We start from the raw sequence: 17,360 nt of genomic DNA, 5'->3' as shown, positions 1-17,360 counted from the left end.
GACCCATCAAACGGCCCCCGACCGGGACCTCCTGGCCCGCCGGTCCGCCGTGGTGATCCGCCGGAGCCGCCCCGGCCGCCCTCGCTAGGCTGGACGGCATGGAATCCTGGTCCGGCCTGGAGGTGCCGCGGCTGCCCGGCACCGGGCAGCCGCTCGCGTTGTTCGACTCGGCCCGTCGCGGCGTGCACCTCACCCGGCCGCCCGGTCCGGCGACGATGTACGTCTGCGGCATCACCCCGTACGACGCCGCGCACCTCGGCCACGCCGCCACCATGATCACCTTCGACCTGGTGCAGCGGTGCTGGCGCGACGCCGGCCACGAGGTGGCCTACGTCCAGAACGTCACCGACATCGATGACCCGCTGCTGGAGCGCGCCCGGCGTGACGGCGAGGACTGGACGGCGCTCGCCGAACGGGAGACTGCGCTGTTCCGCCGGGACATGGAGTCGATCCGGTTGCTGCCGCCGACCCACTTCGTCGGGGCGGTCGAGTCGATCCCGGCGATCGTCGTCCAGGTCGAGCGGATGCTGGCCCAGGGTGTCGCCTATCAGCTCGACGACGACTCCGGCGACTTTTACTTCGACCTGACCGCCGCCCCTGACTTCGGCTACGTCGCCCAGCTGTCGCGCGCCCAGATGCTCGTCTACGCCGCCGAGCGCGGCGGCGACCCGCAGCGTCCCGGCAAGCGTGACGCGCTCGACCCGCTGCTGTGGCGTGGCGTCCGCCCGGGCGAGCCGTCCTGGCCCGGCGGCCGGCTGGGGCCCGGTCGCCCCGGCTGGCACATCGAGTGTTCGGTCATCGCCCTGGACCTGCTCGGCGCGACGATCGATGTCCAGGGCGGCGGCAACGATCTCATGTTCCCGCACCACGAGTGTTCGGCCGCGCACTCTGAGCAGCTCACCGGGGCGCGGCCGTTCGCCCGCCACTACGTCCACGCCGGGATGATCGGCCTTGACGGCGAGAAGATGTCCAAGTCCCGCGGGAACCTTGTCTTCGTTTCCCGGCTGCTCGCCCAGGGCGTCGAGCCGATGGCGTTGCGGCTGGCGTTGCTGGCCGACCACTACCGGGCGGACCGGCAGTGGACCGACGAACTGCTGAAGATCGGCGAGATGCGCCTGTACCGCTGGCGTGAGGCGCTGTCCGCTCCGGCGGGACCGCCCGGGGCGGATCTGCTGGCGTCGCTGCGGGCCCGCCTCGCCGAGGACCTGGACACCCCGGGCGCGTTGGCGCTGGTCGACGCGTGGGCGGAGGCCACCATCGCCGGCGCGGGTGACGACCCGCTGGCTCCGCCGCTGGTCCGTGCCGCGATCGACGCCCTGCTAGGCGTCGCAGTCTGACCGGGCGCGGGGCCGGTCGGCTGACCGTTGTCGGCTCTGACCTCAGCTTTCGCGTGGCGCCGGGACCTTGTATTCCTCGGTGAGCGTGGTCATCGGCCCGGGCCACGTCGCCTGCGCCACCTCGATCACCTTGTGCGCGGTGTCGTAGGCGATGTGAAGCAGGTGCAGCACCGGCGTGTCCGGACGGATCTGGAGCACCTCGGCCTCATCCCGGCTCGGTTGACGTGCCGAGACGCTGTCAGTGGCTGACACGTACCGGCGTCCGGTCACCTCCTCCGCCTCCTGGTACAAGGGCCGGCCGAAGGCCTCGTGCCGTTCCAGGCTGGTCCCCGCGGCGTCGGCGAGCCGGAACCAGGAGGCGCCGACCTCGACGGCCGCGTCCTGGGTGCGCACCAGGTGCCTTCGCACCACCAGCTCGACTCCGTCGGCGACCCCGAACGCGTCGGCGACCTCGGCCGGCGCCGGAGCCCGTCCGACCTCGGTCAGCTGTTGCCGGTACCGGGCGGCCAGGTCGGAGTGGTAGCCCCGGTAGGCCCCGTACCGTCCGCGTGAGAGCCGGTTGAGTCGGCGTTTCGTCCCGCGCACGTACGTGCCCGAGCCGGGCTTGGTGATGAGCACCCCTTCGACCCGGAGCTGGTCGACGGCACGTTGCACGGTCTGCTTGGCCACCCCGTAGTTGGTGGCGATCGCCGGGATCGAGGGTAGGCGCTCCCCGGGCGCCCAGTCGCCGCGGCGTACCTGTGCCCGGATCTGGCTGGCGATCTGCCGGTGCGGGAACTCCGCAGCGCCCGGATTGATGGTCATGTCCGCCCCCCCGTCTCATTTGCCCCTAGGTTCCTAGGATGCACTAGGAGGTGTGTCCTCACCGGACACGACACGCCGGCCCTTGCGGTTGTTGCCCGACTATCCTGTGCCGGCATGAGCACTGAAGACTGGCTGGCCGAGACCCGCACCTCATACGACACCGTCGCGGCCAGCTACGCCGAGCTGCTGCGTGACGCCCTCCACAAAGCGCCATTCGAACGCGCCGCTCTGGCGCTGTTCGCCGATCTGGTCCACACCGCAGGCGGCGGACCCGTGGCCGACGTGGGCTGCGGCCCCGGCCGGCTCACCGGTCACCTCCAGCGTCTCGGCATCGACGCGTTCGGCATCGACCTCTCGCCCACGATGATCGACGTCGCCAGGCGCGAGCATCCCGGCCTGCGGTTCGAGGTCGGCTCCATGACCGACCTCCAGATTGCCGACGGTTCCCTCGGCGGCGTCATGGCCTGGTGGTCGCTGATCCACCTCCCCGACGACGCGGCGGCCACGGCGCTCGCCCAGTTCAGACGGGCGCTGCGTCCGGGAGGCCAGCTGCTGGTCGGCTTCTTCGTCGGCGACGGCTCGCGGTTGAAGACCGAAGGCTACGGTGGTCATCCGATGAACGTGCGTGTCTTCAACCGGCCTCCCACCCGAATGGCGGGCTGGCTACGGGACGCCGGCTTCACCGTCGAGGCCCAGCTGCTTCTCGACCCGCCGGACCAGTTCCCGGGGGCGGTGTTGTTCGCCCGCTGAGTCCGTCAGCGGCGGAGCGCCCGCCACGAGTCGTAGTGGTGGATCGCCATCCCGGCATAGGCGGGTCGGCCGGCGACCACAGCGTCCACCTCCGCCAGGGTCCGGTCCATGGCGCGTAGGCCTTCCTCATGAAAGGTGCAGTACGGGCAGTCGGGCAGCCGGTCGGTCTCCGCGGCCAGCCGGACCGGGCGCCCGGCCGCTGCGCCCCGGTCGAGAATGTCAGCGGCCACGTCGGTCATCGAGTTCGGGCCGGACGCGGTGTCGCGGTACGTCATCGCGGTCACGCCGTCGACCCGGGCGAGGACCTCGTCAGCGAGGGTCGACTCGCCGGCGGCGACCTCGCCGTACCAGAACGGCACGTCCGCCTCCAGTGGCGCCGGGTCGACCGCCCGCAGCTGGTCCAGCAGTTCGAGGAACGCCGCCACTGTGGCGACGCGCCCAGCGTCCCAGGCGGCCAGCGCGTACGGCTCGACGTCGATGTGTGACCCGTGGAAGAGCCCGGTGGCCTGGGTGTCCTGCCGCCACTGTGCGGCGGTGGCATGGTCGAAGGCCCAGCCCGGGTCGCCGCCGAGCGCCCACAGGCGGATACCGGCGGCGCCGGAGCGCCTGCCGAGCTCCCGCAGGCGCGGCAGATCGCCGTTGGTGGCGAAGTCCGGCGCGACGTGGGCGAAGATGTCCTGCACCCCGCGCCGGCCCGCCCAGCCAACGATGTCCGCCGGCGCGGCCTGGCTCCACACCCACATCGCCCGCGGGGCGTCGGCGGCCGGGTGGGCGGGCGCGCCGTGGGCGGGCGCGACGGCCGTGGCGAGCCCCAAGACGGACACCGCCGTCACGGACGCGGCCAACCTCGCCAGACGGTCCCGCATCTCACCCACCCGTTTCGTTCGACGGGTCCCTCACTGCGCCCGTGCTCTCACCCAGGCTAGTGAGCGGGTCGCGGCGGTGCGTCGCCCACAGTCGGTAGAAGGCGCAGATCTGGCCATCCAAATGGCCATGACATGTCGTGCGAAACCCTGCCTATCGCCTCACTGCGACCTGGCGCGGTCACACTGATCCAGCGGTCGGCCCCGGGGGACCGCCCCGCCGGCGCAGGTACTTCTCGAACTCGCTGGCGATCTCGTCGCCGCTCAACGGCTGGATGCTGTCGTCGCCGACCCGCTCCTCCAGCTCCTGGATGTACTCGGCCAGCTCGGCGTCCTGCTCGGCGGCGGCGCGCACCCGACGCTCCCAGTCCGCGGACTCCCGAGCCAGGTCGGCCACCGGCACCGGAAGGTCGAGAACCTCCTCCACCCGGTGCAGGAGCGCCAACGTCGCCTTCGGACACGGCGGGTTGTTGGCATAGTGCGGAACGTGGACCCAGAACGACACCGCGTCGACCTCGGCCCGCGCGCACGTCTCCTGAAGCACGCCCACGATGCCGGTCGGCCCGTCGTAGCGGGTGGGTGTCAGCTGGTAACGCTCAGCTGCCTCCGGGTCCGAGGCGCTGCCGCTGATCGGCAACGGACGGGTGAACGGCACATCGGCCAGGAGCGCGCCCAACAGGACGATCCGCTCGATCTCCAGGCTGTGGCACATCTCCATCACCTCGGCGCAGAAGGTGCGCCACCGCATGCTCGGCTCGATGCCGCGGATGAGCACCACGTCACGCTCGGCCCCGGGCGGCGAGGCCATCAGGAACCTGGTCGTCGGCCACTCGATCCGGCGGGTCGCTCCCTCGCCCATCGTCACCGTAGGGCGGCTGACCTGGAAGTCGTAGAACTCCTCCGGGTCGATCTCGGCCACCACCCGCGCGTCCCACACCTGCTCCAGGTGGTCCACCACCGCCGTCGAGGCGTCCGCGGCGTCGTTCCAGCCCTCGAAGGCCGCGATCGCCACCGGCTTACGCAGCACCGGCAGCCCGTCGAACTCGGTCACCGCTGCGCTCCGCTCCGCCGCGGACGCACCGGCCGGGCCAGCGTCGAGGCGGTTGCCGCGCTCGCGTCGTCGCGCCTGACGGCGCGGCTGCCCCGGGCGGTTCGCCGGCTGATAGTCAATGGTCGCTGCCTCACGCCCGTCAGCCTACGTCCCTGCGCCCACCTGGGCGACGCGGCTCGCGTGCGCGTGGCGCGCCACTGGCCCAGCGCCGCCCACGGCGCGTTCACAGTCGGGTTACGCCCTGGTGTGAACGCGCTTGCCTTCCTCGTTAGCCTTGTCAGGTGCCGACCTCTCTCACGCCCGCCTCCCTGCGGACCACGCTGACCGAACGCGTCCTCGTCGCTGACGGCGCGATGGGCACCATGCTTCAGGCTCAGCCGCTGACCCTCGACGACTTCGAGGGCCACGAGGGCTGCAACGAGATCCTCAACGTCACCCGCCCGGACGTCGTCGCCGCCGTCCACGACGCCTACCTGCTCGCCGGCGCCGACTGTGTCGAGACCAACTCGTTCGGCACCAACCTCGCCGCCCTGCGTGAGTACGACATCGAGGACCGGATCGTCGAGCTGGCCGAGGCCAGCGCCCGCATCGCCCGGGAAGCCGCCGACCGGCACAGCACCGCGCAGCGTCCCCGTTTCGTCCTCGGCGCCATGGGTCCCGGCACCAAACTGCCGACCCTCGGCCACATCACCTACGCCGAGCTGCGCGACGCCTACCAGGCCAACGCCGCTGGCCTCATCGCCGGCGGCGTCGACGGCCTCATCGTCGAGACCTGCCAGGACCTTCTCCAGGCCAAGGCCGCCGTGGTCGGCGCCCGTCGGGCGATCGCGGCCGCCGGGCGGGACGTCATGCTCATCTGCCAGGTGACAGTCGAGACAACCGGCACGATGCTGCTCGGCAGCGAGATCGGCGCGGCGCTCACCGCGCTGTCGCCGCTGGGCGTCGACCTCATCGGCCTCAACTGCGCCACCGGACCGGCGGAGATGAGCGAGCACCTGCGCTACCTGTCGCAGCACTCGCGCGTGCCGTTGTCAGTGATGCCCAACGCCGGCCTGCCGGTGCTCACCCCGGACGGCGCCAGTTACCCGCTCGGGCCGCAGGAGCTGGCCGAGGCGCTCGACCGGTTCGTCCGCGAGTACGGCGTCGGCCTGGTCGGGGGTTGCTGCGGCACCACGCCCGGGCACGTCGCCGCGACCGTCGACCGGCTCGGCGGCCGCGCCCCGGCAGCCCGCGACCCGCGGCCAGAGGCGGGCGTGGCCAGTCTCTACCATCATGTGCCGTTCGCCCAGGACGCCAGCATCCTCATGGTGGGGGAGCGGACCAACGCCAACGGCTCCAAGGCGTTCCGCGACGCGATGCTCGCCGCCGACTGGCAGTCGTGCGTGGAGGTCGCCCGCGGACAGGCCCGGGACGGCTCGCACCTGCTCGACCTGTGCGTGGACTACGTCGGCCGGGACGGTCGCGCTGACATGCGTGCCCTGGCTGGCCGGTTCGCCACCGCCTCAACCCTGCCGATCATGTTGGACTCGACCGAGCCCGAGGTGATCGAGGCCGGCTTGGAGATGCTCGGCGGCCGGTGTGTGGTCAACTCGGTCAACTTCGAGGACGGCGACGGCCCCGGCTCCCGCTACGCCCGGGTCATGCCGATCATCAAGGAGCACGGCGCCGCCGTGGTGGCGCTCCTCATCGACGAGGAGGGCCAGGCCCGCGACGCCGCCTGGAAGACCCGCGTCGCCGGCCGGCTCATCGACGACCTCACCGGCCGGTGGGAGATGGCGCTGTCGGACATCCTCATCGACTGCCTGACCTTCCCGATCGCCACCGGTCAGGAGGAGACCCGCCGCGACGGCCTGGAGACCATCGAGTCGATACGCGAGATCACCAGCCGTTACCCGGGGGTCAACTTCACCCTCGGCGTCTCCAACGTCTCCTTCGGCCTCAACCCGGCCGCCCGTCAGGTGCTCAACTCGGTCTTCCTGCACGAGTGCGTCCAGGCCGGGCTGACCAGCGCGATTGTCCACGCCTCGAAGATCCTGCCGATGGCCCAGATCCCGGACGAACGCCGCGAGGTCGCCCTGGACCTCATCTACGACCGCCGCCGCGAGGGCTACGACCCGGTGCAGCGCTTCATCGAGGTGTTCGAGGGCGTCGACGCCGCCAGCGCCCGGCAGACCCGCGCCGAGGAGCTCGCCGCGCTGCCGCTGGACGAGCGGCTCAAACGCCGCATCGTCGACGGCGAGCGCACCGGGCTGGAGGAGGACCTGACGGCTGCGCTCGCCGGACGTCCCGCCCTGTCGATCATCAACGACCTGCTGTTGGACGGGATGAAGACCGTCGGCGAGCTGTTCGGGTCCGGGCAGATGCAGCTGCCGTTCGTGCTCCAGTCCGCCGAGGTGATGAAAGCCGCAGTGGCGCACCTTGAGCCGCACATGGAGCGCTCCGACGACGGCGGCAAGGGCCGGATCGTGCTGGCCACCGTCAAGGGCGATGTCCACGACATCGGCAAGAACCTCGTCGACATCATCCTCACCAACAACGGCTACGAGGTCGTCAACATCGGCATCAAACAGCCCATCAGCGCGATCGTGGAGGCCGCCGAGTCGCACGGCGCCGACGTCATCGGCATGTCCGGCCTGCTGGTCAAGAGCACCGTCATCATGCGGGAGAACCTGGCCGAGCTGACCGCCCGCGGCCTGGCCCGGCGCTGGCCGGTCATGCTCGGCGGCGCCGCGCTCACCCGCGCCTACGTCGAGGACGACCTGCGCGCCGCCTTCGACGGCGACGTCCACTACGCCCGGGACGCCTTCGAGGGGCTGTCCCTCATGGACAAGGTCATGGCCGTCAAGCGCGGCGAGGCGACCATGACCGACCCGGCCCGCGAGGCGGCGCTCGCCGCCCGCCGGGAGCGCCGTGCCCGCCAACGCGCCACCGTGAGCGAGAGCCTGCCGCCCCTGGACGACGACGCGGTCCGCTCGGACGTCGCCGCCGACATTGAGCCGCCGACCCCGCCGTTCTTCGGGTCACGGGTCATCAAGGGCGTGCCGCTGGCTGACTATGCGGCGCTGCTCGACGAGCGGGCCACGTTCATGGGCCAGTGGGGCCTGCGCGGCGCGCGTGGGGGAGCGGGCCCGTCGTACGAGGAGCTGGTGGCCACCGAGGGGCGGCCCCGGCTGCGTTACTGGCTGGACCGGCTGGCCGCCGATCAGGTGCTTGAGGCCGCGGTCGTCTACGGCTACTTCCCGGCCTACTCCGAAGGCAACGAGCTGGTCGTTCTCGACGCGAACGGCGCCCGGGAGCGGGCCAGGTTCCGGTTCCCGCGCCAACGTCAGGAGCGGCGGCTGTGCCTGGCTGACTTCTTCCGGCCGAAGGGCGACGGCCTCGACGTGGTGGCCTTCCAACTGGTGACCGTCGGCCAGCCGGTGAGCGAGTACACGGCGAAGCTGTTCGAGGCCAACGCCTACCGCGACTACCTCGAAGTCCACGGCCTGTCGGTGCAGCTGACCGAGGCGCTGGCCGAGTTCTGGCATCGGCGGATCCGCTCGGAGCTGGTCCTGCCGGGCGGGGCCACCGTGGCCGACCAGGATCCGGCGGACCCGTCGGCGCTGTTCCGCACCGAGTTCCGCGGCTGCCGGTATGCCCTGGGCTACCCCGCCTGCCCCGACCTGGAGGACCGCGCCAAGATCGTCGAGTTGTTGGGGGCCGGCCGGATCGGCGTGCGGCTGTCCGAGGAGTTCCAGCTGGAGCCCGAGCAGTCCACCGACGCGATCATCACCCATCATCCGGAAGCCAGCTACTTCAACGCCCGCTGAGCCGCGGCCAACCGGTGATAGGGCCTCAGGTCCGGCGCGACGGCGCCGATGAGGTGGACATCATCACCGTGAGGAGGCCGTCATGGGCGCGTCACACCGCGCTGCCGCTGTGCGTGGCGACGACGGCTTCACCCTGGTCGAGATGTTGGCCTCGCTGGGTCTCATCGGCGTCGTCATGGCGGCCAGCAGCTCATTCCTGGTATCCGCGATGTCGACGACCCACCGGCAGGCTGGACGCCAGCAGGCCGCTCAGCTCGCCACGGACCTCTACGAGCAGGCCCAGGCCATGGGCGGCGCGGCGCTGCTCGACGGCCAACTGAACCCGCCACGCCGGGCGCTGGACGGCGTTGACTTCGCCCAGCGGGTGACCGTCACCCGGTGCTGGCAGAGCGTTCCCAGCAACGGCGACACCTGTCTCGCCACGGCGCCAAGCGGGCCGGCCGCGGCGCTCGCGCGCATCGAGATCCGGATCGAGTGGCACGGGGCGGACTGTCCGCTCCAGGCCTGCGTAGAACGGACGCACGGTCTCGTCGCGGCCGGGGCGACGGAACCGGTGTTCCCATCATGACGGGCCGGCCCAACGCTACCCGTCGTCGCGGCGCCGGCGGGGACCTGGCCCCGGACGCCGGCCTCACCCTCATCGAGATCCTCGTCGCCTTCGGCATCATGTCGGTCGTCCTGACGATCTTCACCACGGGGCTTGTCGGCCTACAGCGCAGTCTGCGGGTGTCCGAGGCGTTGGCCCAGGCCCAGACCCAGGTCGGCCAGGCGTTCGCCCGCCTGGACGCCGAGATCCGGTACGCCGGCGCCGTCCGGGCGGTGTCGCTCACCGATGCCGGCGGCGCCACCTTCCCCGTCCTGGAATGGCTGACCACCGCCGGTCGGGTCTCCCGGTGCTACCGGCTGTGGTTGTACGACGGCCAGCTGTACCACCGGACCTGGAACTCCGCCGGTTCTCCGGGCGACACGCCGCCGCCCAGAGTGCTCGCCGCCGGGCTCGGCGACGCCGCCGAGCCGTTCGTTGTCGACCCCGGCCCGGCCGACTCCGACGCCCCTCTGAAAGTCACCGTCTCCGTCGTCGCCACCGCCGGCGGCGTCGGCCAGTCCCGGGAGCGCCAGTTGCACCAGACGTTCGTCCTGCCAAACACGACGCTCGGCACCCGCGGCGCGTCGATGGACAACTGCGAGGACTCGGCGGTTACCCCGTGATCGGATACCTGCGCCGCTGGCGTCGCGGCCGCCACGACGACGCCGGCTCGATGCCGGTGGCGATGCTGCTCATCCTGGTATCGGTGTCGCTGACGACCGCCGCCCTGCCGACGGTGGTCGGTCAGACCGTCGCGACGCGGGCCAGCGTCGACCGTGGGCATGCCCTACATGCGGCCCGGACCGGCCTTGACGTGGCGCTGTCACACCTGCGCGGCACCGGTGGGGCCCGCGCCAGCCTGCCGTGCGGGGTCGCCGACACCGCGAAGGCGGAGTCCCTGGCCACCTTCGTGACCACCATCGACTACTACCTGGCCGACCCCGGCGACCCCAACCTCAACCCGCCGGCGTCCAAGATGACCTGCGAGCAGGCGCGGGTGACGAGCCCGGGCACTCCCCGGTACGCGCAGCTGACCGCGGTCGGCACGACGATCGGCCCGAAACCGGTCCGACGTGGCCTGCGCGGCATCTACGAGTTCAAACTGGCGCCCACCCCGACGCCCACCGCCACGGCGACCGCCGCTCCGACCTCGACGCCCACGGTCGGCCCCACCTACAGCCCCGAGGGCGAGACCCAGGCCCACCCGCGGAAGATCCACTCCTGGGCGGCCAGCTCCAACTCCAGCGTCTGTTTCGACGCCGGCTCGTCCTCACCGGCGGTGGGATACCAGATGAAGTTCCGCACCTGCGACTTCGTCGCCACCAAGGATCTGGCCTACAAGCAGTTCTTCTACTACCGGCAGAACCTGAGCATCGCGACCGTCGGCTCGATCCACGCCGGTAATCCGCTGTGTCTGGACGCCGGCGCGAACCCCGGCGTCGGGACCATCCCGACCCTTCAGCTCTGTGTGAGCCCGGTGCCGGCCCGCCAGCGCTGGTACTACAACAACACCAACAACTTCGAGCTGGGCACCGACGCGGCCGCCGGCCTCAGCGGCCTGTGTGTCAATGTCGCCAACCCGGGGGTCTCCGGTTCGAACATGGTTCTCGGCGGCGGCACGAACTGCCGCAACACCACCTTCAACACCCGGCAGACGTTCGGCGTCTCGCCTTACAGCGGCCCCGGCGCCGCGGGCAGCCGCCCGGTCGACTGCACCGCTGAGGCCGGCTATCCGTGCGACATCACCCAGGTGTTCCTGCACGCCGGCGGGATGCGCTGTCTGGACAAGTACAGCACCTTCATGGCCAACATGGAATGCGTGCAGCACCCCGACCCGCTCAAGGCGCGGTGGAACCAGCTGTGGCGGTTGCCGCGGGCCCCCGATGGTGTCACCGGCCTCAACGGCCCGATCTACACCGTCGACCCGAGCGGCCGGAACTGGTGTCTCACCGCGTCGTCGATCTACCCCGCCCAGGTGGAGTGCAACCCGAAGAAGCCGGCCGCCAACCAGCGGTTCACCCGCTACGCCAACACCGGCCAGTACGACACGATGTACCGCATCACCGACTCCAGCGGTCGGTGCATGACCCATCCCACCAACTACACCGGCTCCGACCAGTCGTTGGTGTTCATCTGGAGCGGCGCCGTCTACAACTACAAGATCCGGCTCAACACCTGCGTCACCCAAGCCAACGACCCCTACGACAAGGAGACCTACGGGCAGCCGTCCTGGGTGAAGACCCAGAAGTGGAACGCGCCGGCCAGGTTGCCGACCAGCCTGCCCGGCAGCCCGTCGCCGACGCCGTCGACCAGCTCGTCCCCGGCGGCCCCGTCGCCGTCCGGCGCGTCGGGCTCGCCGGCCCCCGGGACCGTCCCGGCGTTGCCGCTGCGGGACCTGGAGGAGTTCGTCGTCAACTGACCGTCTGTGGAAACGGGGGGCGGGGACCGGCCAGCGCCGGTCCCCGCCCGCGCTACTCGTAGGCGATGGCGTCCAGCACGTTGAGCCAGGCGGCCCGGATCGCCGGGATTAGGCTGGCCACGAGGCCGGCGCCGACGGCGGCGACCACGAACCACACCAGACTCAGCCAGGGGACGGTCACCGCGGTCAGCCAGTCCTGGTTGACCAGGGCCGCCGACACGGCCGCCCCAAGTCCGACGCCCAGGCCGACGCCGAGCAGACACCCGAACACGGCCATGACGACCGACTCAACGGCGATCATCCGCGCCAGTCCGCCCCGGCCCAGGCCGATGGCGCGCAACATGCCCATCTCCCGGGTGCGCTCGTAGATGCTGAGCAGCAGCGTGTTGACGATGCCCAGCAGCGCGATGAGGATCGCCAACGCCAGCAGCCCGGCCACGATGTTGAGCGCGGTGTCGATGATGTCGGTGAACTGCTTGAGCATCGCGGACTGTTCCTGCACGGTAACCAGCGGATAGTCAGCCATGATCGCGTTGACGGCGTTAATGGCCGCCGTCAGGTCGGAGCCGTCGCGTAGATCCACGTACGCCTGCACCGCCAGCGGCCCGGCGAACTTCGCCGTCGCCGACATCGGCAGAATGACGTTGTTGGCCCAGATCGGTGTCGACTCGACAACCCCGACCAGTCGGTGCGGCAGATCGCCGCCGGGGAGCCCGACGACGATCTGGTCTCCGAGCGTCCACCCACGTGCCTCAGCGGTGTTCGAGTCGGTGACGAACTCACCGTCCTTCAGCGTCCTCAGTTCGCCGCTGGCCGTCTCCATGCTGAACATCTCGCGGCTCAGGTCCAGATTGTCCAGCGCGACGACCTGGAGCGCCGACGCGGTCGCGACAACACCGTCGATCTTGGCGTCGATCGCCGCGTGGAAGCTGGCCACGCTCAGCACCTCGGGCAGCTTGCGGACCTGCTCCACGGCGCTGGTCGGGAAGCCGGTGGTGCCGTCCGGCGGCTGGTTCACGTCGGCCATGACGACGAGCTCAGCGCCGACGGTGGACCGGATCGCGTCGGTGAAGGTGTCCTTGAACGAGCTGGCCAGGACGCTCACCGCGCTGACGAGCGTCACGCCGATCATGAGCGCGGACGCAGTCACCGCGGTGCGGCGCGGGTTGCGTAGGGCGTTGCGGTACCCGAGCTTGCCCGACGTTCCCCAGGCCAGCAGCCGACCGACGACCCCGCCGATCGGCCGGGCCAGCGCGGGCGCCAGCACGATGGCGCCACCGAACGTCACCGCCACTCCCAGTCCGACGACCAGCATCGTGGCGCCGCCCAGGCCGTTGAGCCCCAAGGCGAGCAGGCCCGCCCCGACAGCCATGATCACAAGGCCGATAATCGTACGGACCCGCAGCGGTTTATCCAGCCGCGCCGTCTCCCGCATCGCGGCCAACGGCGCCACCGTCGATGCCTTGAGCGCCGGGATGAACGCCGCGACGACGGTGACGCCCACCCCCACCACATAGGCCAGGACGACCGGCAGAGCCGTCACGTCCACGCCGCTGCCAGGCAGGCCGGTCGGGCTGCCGCTGGCGATGAGCCAGATGCCCAGCGCGCCGAGTCCGATGCCGGCGGCGAGCCCGAGGGTCGAACCCACCAGGCCGACGATCACGGCCTCGGCGAGCACCGACCCGGTGACCTGCTTCCAGTCCGCCCCGAGCGCCCGCAGCAGGGCCAACTCCCGCACCCGCTGGGCGACGACGACATTGAACGTGTTGAAGATCAGGAAGGCGGAGACCACCAGCGCGATCAACGCGAAGACCACGATGGCGGTGGTGAGGACGCCGAGCTGATCGCTGACCGCGTTGGCGCTGTCGTCGCTGACCTGCTCGCCGGTCTTGGCCTCGAACGCCGCGGGCGTGACGGCGGCGACGCGGTCCCGCAGGGTGGTGTCGTCCACGCCGTCGTCGGCGCTCAGCGACACCCCGGAGAACTGGTCGACGCCGCCGAAGAAGACCTGCTGCGCCTCCTGCTCCCAGAGCATGACCAGCGTCTCCCCGCCGAGCGAGGCGCGGTCGCCGGAGTAGACCGCCACACCGGACACGGTGAACTGTCGGGCCTGGTTGACCGCGCCCGGCAGGAACAGCTTCAGCTGCTGTCCGATGCCCACATTGGCCTCGCCGGCGGTGAAGCGGGTCACCGCGACCTCGCCGGCCTTCTCCGGCCATCGGCCCTCGGCGATCGAGACCAGGCCGAGCGGATCGTCGCCGGCGACGCCGACCCCCAGCTGCGGGGCGCCCTGTGTGGTGACGGCCTTGCCGGTCTGGGCGTCGAACGGGACGACACCCTGGCTGACCACTTCGGCGTCGATCGCCGCGACGCCGTCGACGGCGGCGATCCGGTCCACGTCGGCCTTGGACAGCAGCGGCGTCGGTCGGGTCTGCTGGGCGTCCTCGGTGAGGGCCACCTGGACGGCGATGTTCTCGTTGACGGTCTCGAACAGCGCCCGGAAGCGGTTGTTGAGCGTGTCGCTGAGCACGAACGCGCCGGACAGGAACATCACGCCCAGCACGACAGCGATGACGGCGAGCAGCACCCGCAGTTTGCGGCGCATCAGGCCGCGCAGGCTCGCGCGCAGCATCAGCGACCTCCCGTGGCCCGGTCGAGGGTCTTGAGCTGGTCCAGCACCGCGTCGGCGGTCGGCTTGGCCAGTTCGGCGGTGATCTGCCCGTCCTTGAGGAAGATGACCCGGTCGGCGTAGCTGGCGGCGTTGGGGTCGTGGGTGACCATGACGATGGTCTGGGCGTGGTCGTCCACGGCCGAGCGCAGGAAGTGGAGCACCTCGGCGCCTGAGGTGGAATCCAGGTTTCCGGTCGGCTCGTCGGCGAAGATCACCTCTGGTCGGCCGACCAGCGCCCGCGCGCACGCGACCCGCTGCTGCTGCCCGCCGGACAGCTCGGTCGGCCGGTGGCTGAGCCGGTCCCGCAGCCCGATCGTGTCGATGACGGTGTTGAGCCACTCCCGGTCCGGCTTGCGTCCGGCGATGGTCAGCGGCAGCAGGATGTTCTCCTCGGCCGTGAGGGTGGGCAGCAGGTTGAACTGCTGGAAGATGAAGCCGATGCGTTCGCGCCGCAGCTTGGTGAGGCCGGCGTCGCCCAGCCCGGTCACCTGGGTGTCGCCGATGAAGGCGTGGCCCCGGGTCACCGTGTCCAGCCCGGCGAGGCAGTGCATGAGCGTCGACTTGCCCGATCCCGAGGGGCCCATGATGGCCGTGAACTCCGACCGCTTCAGCTCGACATCGACGCCGGCCAGCGCGACGACTGCCGCGTCGCCCTCGCCGTACTGCTTCCACAGCCCTTCCGCCCGGGCCGCGATCCCCGCTGCGCTCACACCATTCACCTTTCACAGTGGGACGTGGCCTACCGCCCGTCCGCTAGCGGGCACGCTATACGGGCCCTGCCACGGGGTCCCGACCAGGCTGAACGCTCCGAGTAGGCCCCTCAGTCGGGCTGATCGTCGGGCGGTCCGGTTCGCCCCAGGACCGGCGACGACAGATCCTCGGGAAAAGGCGGCGGCGTTCCCCCGAAGGCGGGACACCGGGACTGGTGGTCGCACCAGTCACACAGCCGGCTTGGCGTCGGCCGGAAGTCGCGGTGCTCGCGGGCGCGTTCGATCGCCGCCCACAGCGCGATCAGCGTCCGCTCGAACCGGTCGAGCTCCTCGGCGTCCGGCCGGTAGTCGCACGCCTGCGCGTCCTTGAGGTAGAGGAGTCGCAGCGCGGCCGGCACCGTCCCTCTGGCCCGCCACAGCACCAGCGCGTAGAACTTGAGCTGGAACAGAGCCCGGGCCTCGAAAGCCTCCCGCGGCGCGCCTCCGGTCTTGTAGTCCACGACCCGCAGGGCGCCCCCGGGGGCGATGTCGAGGCGGTCCACGTACCCACGCAGCAGCAGGCCGCCGTCGACGACCGCGGTGACCAGGCTCTCCCGTTCAGCGGGTTCGAGCCGCTGCGGGTCCTCGACGGCGAAGTAGCCCTCCAACAGCGGCCTGGCCGCGGCCAGGAACGCCTCCGTGTCAGCGGCGCCGTCGCCGGCGACCACGGCCAGCTCCGGCTCCCGTTCGGTGAGCAGCTGCCACTGCCGCGGCACCATCGCCACCGCGGCGTCGACGGTGCGGTCGGCGGCCGGCAGGTCGAAGAGCCGTTCCAGCACGGCATGCACCAGGGTGCCGCGCACCTGCTCTGGCGTGCTGCGTTCGGGTATCCGGTCGATGCTGCGCAGCCGGTACAGCAGCGGGCAGGTCTTGAAGTCGGCGGCCCGCGACGGCGACAACGAAGGCCCGGTGTCCGTGCTGTTCCCGCGTCCCCGCTGGGTCGGGGTCACGGGCCCGTTGCCGCCGATCACCGCCCCGGCGCGGACCTCGTCGGCTTTCGCGCCGCCCGTTGTCGCGTGGCGCTCAGGCCCGGCCGCCGTCTCCGCTGTCATGCCGGCAAGGCTATGGCGCCGGTGTGACAGGGGGCAGTCGCCGTCAGGGTGCGTAGCATCGACCAGGTGAAGGCAGGACACCGATGAGCCCCGCGGCGCGCCCCGACGACCCCGCTGCGGCAACGTCCGACCCGGACCAGCCGTCCGCGCCGCGGCCCGGTCGTTCCGGCATGTCGCTCGGTCGGGTGCTGGGCTTCCCGCTCCGGCTGCGACCGTCCACCCTGATCTTCGCAGCGCTGGTGACGCTCGCGTACGGCTCGGTGCTCGCCAGGGGCCCCCACGCCGGCGCCACCGGCTACGTGGTGGCGTTCTCGTTCGTCGTGCTGCTGTTCGTCTCGGTGCTGCTGCACGAGCTGGGCCATGCCCTGACCGCGAAGCGGTGCGGCATCGGCGTGCGCGGCATCACCCTGGAGCTGCTCGGCGGGTACACCGAGATGACCCGGGCGGCCCCGACGCCCGGTGTCGACCTGCTGGTGTCCGTCGCCGGACCGGCCGTCTCGCTCGGGCTGGGGGTCGGAGCGTCCCTGACCGCCCTCGCTCTGCCCGACGGCGGTCTCGTCAACGAGCTCGTGCTCCAACTTGCGGTCAGCAACCTCATCGTCGCCGCCTTCAACAGCCTGCCCGGCCTGCCCCTCGACGGCGGCCGGATTCTCGCGGCCGTGGTCTGGGCCGTCACCGGCGACCGTGGTCGTGGCGTCATCATCGCGGGCTGGACCGGCCGGATCGTGGCCCTGGCGACCGCGGTCGGCGCCCTGTTGCTGGCACAGCTCGGCCCCACGTCGCCGTTCGGGCTGGCGTTCGCGCTGTTGGTCGCGATGACGCTCTGGCACGGCGCCGGCCGGGCGATCCGGGCCGCTCAAGCCCAACGTCAGGTGGGGAGCCTCGACCTGCTGTCGTTGGCCAGGCCGCTGGCGCCGGTCCCGGGCGCCATGTCGTTGGCCGACGCGCGTCAGCTGCTCGCCGACAGCCCCGATCCGTCCGCGGTGCTCGCGGTCGTCGACGACGGCGACCGCGTGGTGGCCGTCGTCGACGACGCCGCCGCCGCCGCGGTGCCGGCCGAGCGGCTCGCGTTCGTGACGGTGGCGATGGTCGCCCGCGACCTGGCGGCGATTCCTGCGCTGGACGCTGAAGACGACGCCGAGCAGGTGCTCGCCGCCGTCCGGGACAACCCGGCCGCGCAGCACCTGGTGACCTCAGGCGAAGATGTGCTGGGCGTCCTGCGGGTCGCCGACATCGCGCGAGCGCTTGAATCGATAAGGAAGTGACACC

Annotated in this window: 13 protein-coding genes; 7 read left to right on the top strand and 6 right to left on the bottom strand. The window is 71.3% G+C overall.

Annotated features, from left to right (window positions below; all coding sequences use genetic code 11):
* Positions 1 to 98 precede the first annotated feature (98 nt).
* The gene (gene mshC / locus ABD287_RS12820; protein ID WP_344172605.1) at positions 99 to 1,337 is read left to right on the top strand and encodes a cysteine--1-D-myo-inosityl 2-amino-2-deoxy-alpha-D-glucopyranoside ligase; all 1,239 of its coding nucleotides are present in this window, start codon (positions 99 to 101) and stop codon (positions 1,335 to 1,337) included.
* Positions 1,338 to 1,379: 42 nt separating this feature from the next.
* On the opposite strand, the gene ABD287_RS12815 is transcribed toward mshC, so the two are convergent.
* Positions 1,380 to 2,141 (bottom strand): GntR family transcriptional regulator, encoded by a 762-nt coding sequence (locus ABD287_RS12815; RefSeq protein ID WP_344172603.1) that lies wholly within the window; start codon positions 2,139 to 2,141, stop codon positions 1,380 to 1,382.
* A 114-nt stretch (positions 2,142 to 2,255) separates the two neighbouring features.
* Between ABD287_RS12815 and ABD287_RS12810 the strand changes: the two genes are divergently transcribed.
* Positions 2,256 to 2,891, top strand: a complete 636-nt coding sequence (locus tag ABD287_RS12810; RefSeq protein WP_344172601.1) for a class I SAM-dependent methyltransferase — start codon at positions 2,256 to 2,258, stop codon at positions 2,889 to 2,891.
* Positions 2,892 to 2,896: 5 nt separating this feature from the next.
* On the opposite strand, the gene ABD287_RS12805 is transcribed toward ABD287_RS12810, so the two are convergent.
* Both ABD287_RS12805 and ABD287_RS12800 read right to left on the bottom strand, forming a co-directional pair.
* On the bottom strand, positions 2,897 to 3,757 hold the full coding sequence (locus ABD287_RS12805; RefSeq protein WP_344172599.1) for a hypothetical protein: 861 nt from the start codon (positions 3,755 to 3,757) through the stop codon (positions 2,897 to 2,899).
* Between the two features lie 178 nt (positions 3,758 to 3,935).
* A complete protein-coding gene (locus ABD287_RS12800) occupies positions 3,936 to 4,805 on the bottom strand; it encodes a PAC2 family protein (protein ID WP_344172597.1) in 870 nt (289 codons plus the stop codon).
* A 308-nt stretch (positions 4,806 to 5,113) separates the two neighbouring features.
* Here ABD287_RS12800 and metH point away from each other — a divergent pair, with 308 nt between their 5' ends.
* From metH to ABD287_RS12780, 4 genes are all read left to right on the top strand, one after another.
* Positions 5,114 to 8,614 (top strand): methionine synthase, encoded by a 3,501-nt coding sequence (metH, locus tag ABD287_RS12795; RefSeq protein WP_344172716.1) that lies wholly within the window; start codon positions 5,114 to 5,116, stop codon positions 8,612 to 8,614.
* Positions 8,615 to 8,696: 82 nt separating this feature from the next.
* A complete protein-coding gene (locus ABD287_RS12790; RefSeq protein ID WP_344172595.1) occupies positions 8,697 to 9,182 on the top strand; it encodes a type IV pilus modification PilV family protein in 486 nt (161 codons plus the stop codon).
* Positions 9,179 to 9,823 (top strand): PulJ/GspJ family protein, encoded by a 645-nt coding sequence (locus tag ABD287_RS12785; protein ID WP_344172593.1) that lies wholly within the window; start codon positions 9,179 to 9,181, stop codon positions 9,821 to 9,823. The genes ABD287_RS12790 and ABD287_RS12785 overlap by 4 nt, the downstream gene beginning before the upstream one ends.
* Positions 9,820 to 11,619: a hypothetical protein gene (locus ABD287_RS12780; protein WP_344172591.1), complete on the top strand. Its 1,800-nt coding sequence runs from the start codon at positions 9,820 to 9,822 to the stop codon at positions 11,617 to 11,619. Before ABD287_RS12785 ends, ABD287_RS12780 begins: the two co-directional genes overlap by 4 nt.
* Before the next feature lie 52 nt (positions 11,620 to 11,671).
* Here the strand turns inward: ABD287_RS12780 and ABD287_RS12775 are convergent, their stop codons facing one another.
* The 3 genes from ABD287_RS12775 to ABD287_RS12765 all read right to left on the bottom strand — a co-directional run bounded on the left by ABD287_RS12775 (position 11,672) and on the right by ABD287_RS12765 (position 16,091).
* Positions 11,672 to 14,251: an ABC transporter permease gene (locus tag ABD287_RS12775; protein ID WP_344172589.1), complete on the bottom strand. Its 2,580-nt coding sequence runs from the start codon at positions 14,249 to 14,251 to the stop codon at positions 11,672 to 11,674.
* Positions 14,251 to 15,000: an ABC transporter ATP-binding protein gene (locus tag ABD287_RS12770; protein WP_344172587.1), complete on the bottom strand. Its 750-nt coding sequence runs from the start codon at positions 14,998 to 15,000 to the stop codon at positions 14,251 to 14,253. Before ABD287_RS12770 ends, ABD287_RS12775 begins: the two co-directional genes overlap by 1 nt.
* 110 nt (positions 15,001 to 15,110) lie before the next feature.
* Complete coding sequence (locus ABD287_RS12765) at positions 15,111 to 16,091, bottom strand: RecB family exonuclease (RefSeq protein ID WP_344172585.1); 981 nt, start codon at positions 16,089 to 16,091, stop codon at positions 15,111 to 15,113.
* Positions 16,092 to 16,261: 170 nt separating this feature from the next.
* Between ABD287_RS12765 and ABD287_RS12760 the strand changes: the two genes are divergently transcribed.
* On the top strand, positions 16,262 to 17,356 hold the full coding sequence (locus tag ABD287_RS12760) for a site-2 protease family protein (protein ID WP_344172714.1): 1,095 nt from the start codon (positions 16,262 to 16,264) through the stop codon (positions 17,354 to 17,356).
* Positions 17,357 to 17,360: the final 4 nt, after the last annotated feature.

It is taken from the genome of Pilimelia columellifera subsp. columellifera (assembly GCF_039532605.1).
In the GTDB taxonomy this organism is placed as follows: Bacteria; Actinomycetota; Actinomycetes; order Mycobacteriales; family Micromonosporaceae; genus Pilimelia; species Pilimelia columellifera.
This window is presented reverse-complemented; position numbering and strand designations above follow the sequence as displayed.

What these genes read in the sequence shown, in the direction of transcription:
- ABD287_RS12810 (WP_344172601.1), top strand. Translation starts at nt 2,256, where the DNA reads ATGAGCACTGAAGACTGGCTGGCCGAGACCCGCACCTCATACGACACC.
- ABD287_RS12805 (WP_344172599.1), bottom strand. Translation starts at nt 3,757, where the DNA reads ATGCGGGACCGTCTGGCGAGGTTGGCCGCGTCCGTGACGGCGGTGTCC.
- ABD287_RS12790 (WP_344172595.1), top strand. Translation starts at nt 8,697, where the DNA reads ATGGGCGCGTCACACCGCGCTGCCGCTGTGCGTGGCGACGACGGCTTC.
- ABD287_RS12760 (WP_344172714.1), top strand. Translation starts at nt 16,262, where the DNA reads ATGTCGCTCGGTCGGGTGCTGGGCTTCCCGCTCCGGCTGCGACCGTCC.
- ABD287_RS12815 (WP_344172603.1), bottom strand. Translation starts at nt 2,141, where the DNA reads ATGACCATCAATCCGGGCGCTGCGGAGTTCCCGCACCGGCAGATCGCC.
- mshC (WP_344172605.1), top strand. Translation starts at nt 99, where the DNA reads ATGGAATCCTGGTCCGGCCTGGAGGTGCCGCGGCTGCCCGGCACCGGG.
- ABD287_RS12785 (WP_344172593.1), top strand. Translation starts at nt 9,179, where the DNA reads ATGACGGGCCGGCCCAACGCTACCCGTCGTCGCGGCGCCGGCGGGGAC.
- ABD287_RS12765 (WP_344172585.1), bottom strand. Translation starts at nt 16,091, where the DNA reads ATGACAGCGGAGACGGCGGCCGGGCCTGAGCGCCACGCGACAACGGGC.
- ABD287_RS12775 (WP_344172589.1), bottom strand. Translation starts at nt 14,251, where the DNA reads ATGCTGCGCGCGAGCCTGCGCGGCCTGATGCGCCGCAAACTGCGGGTG.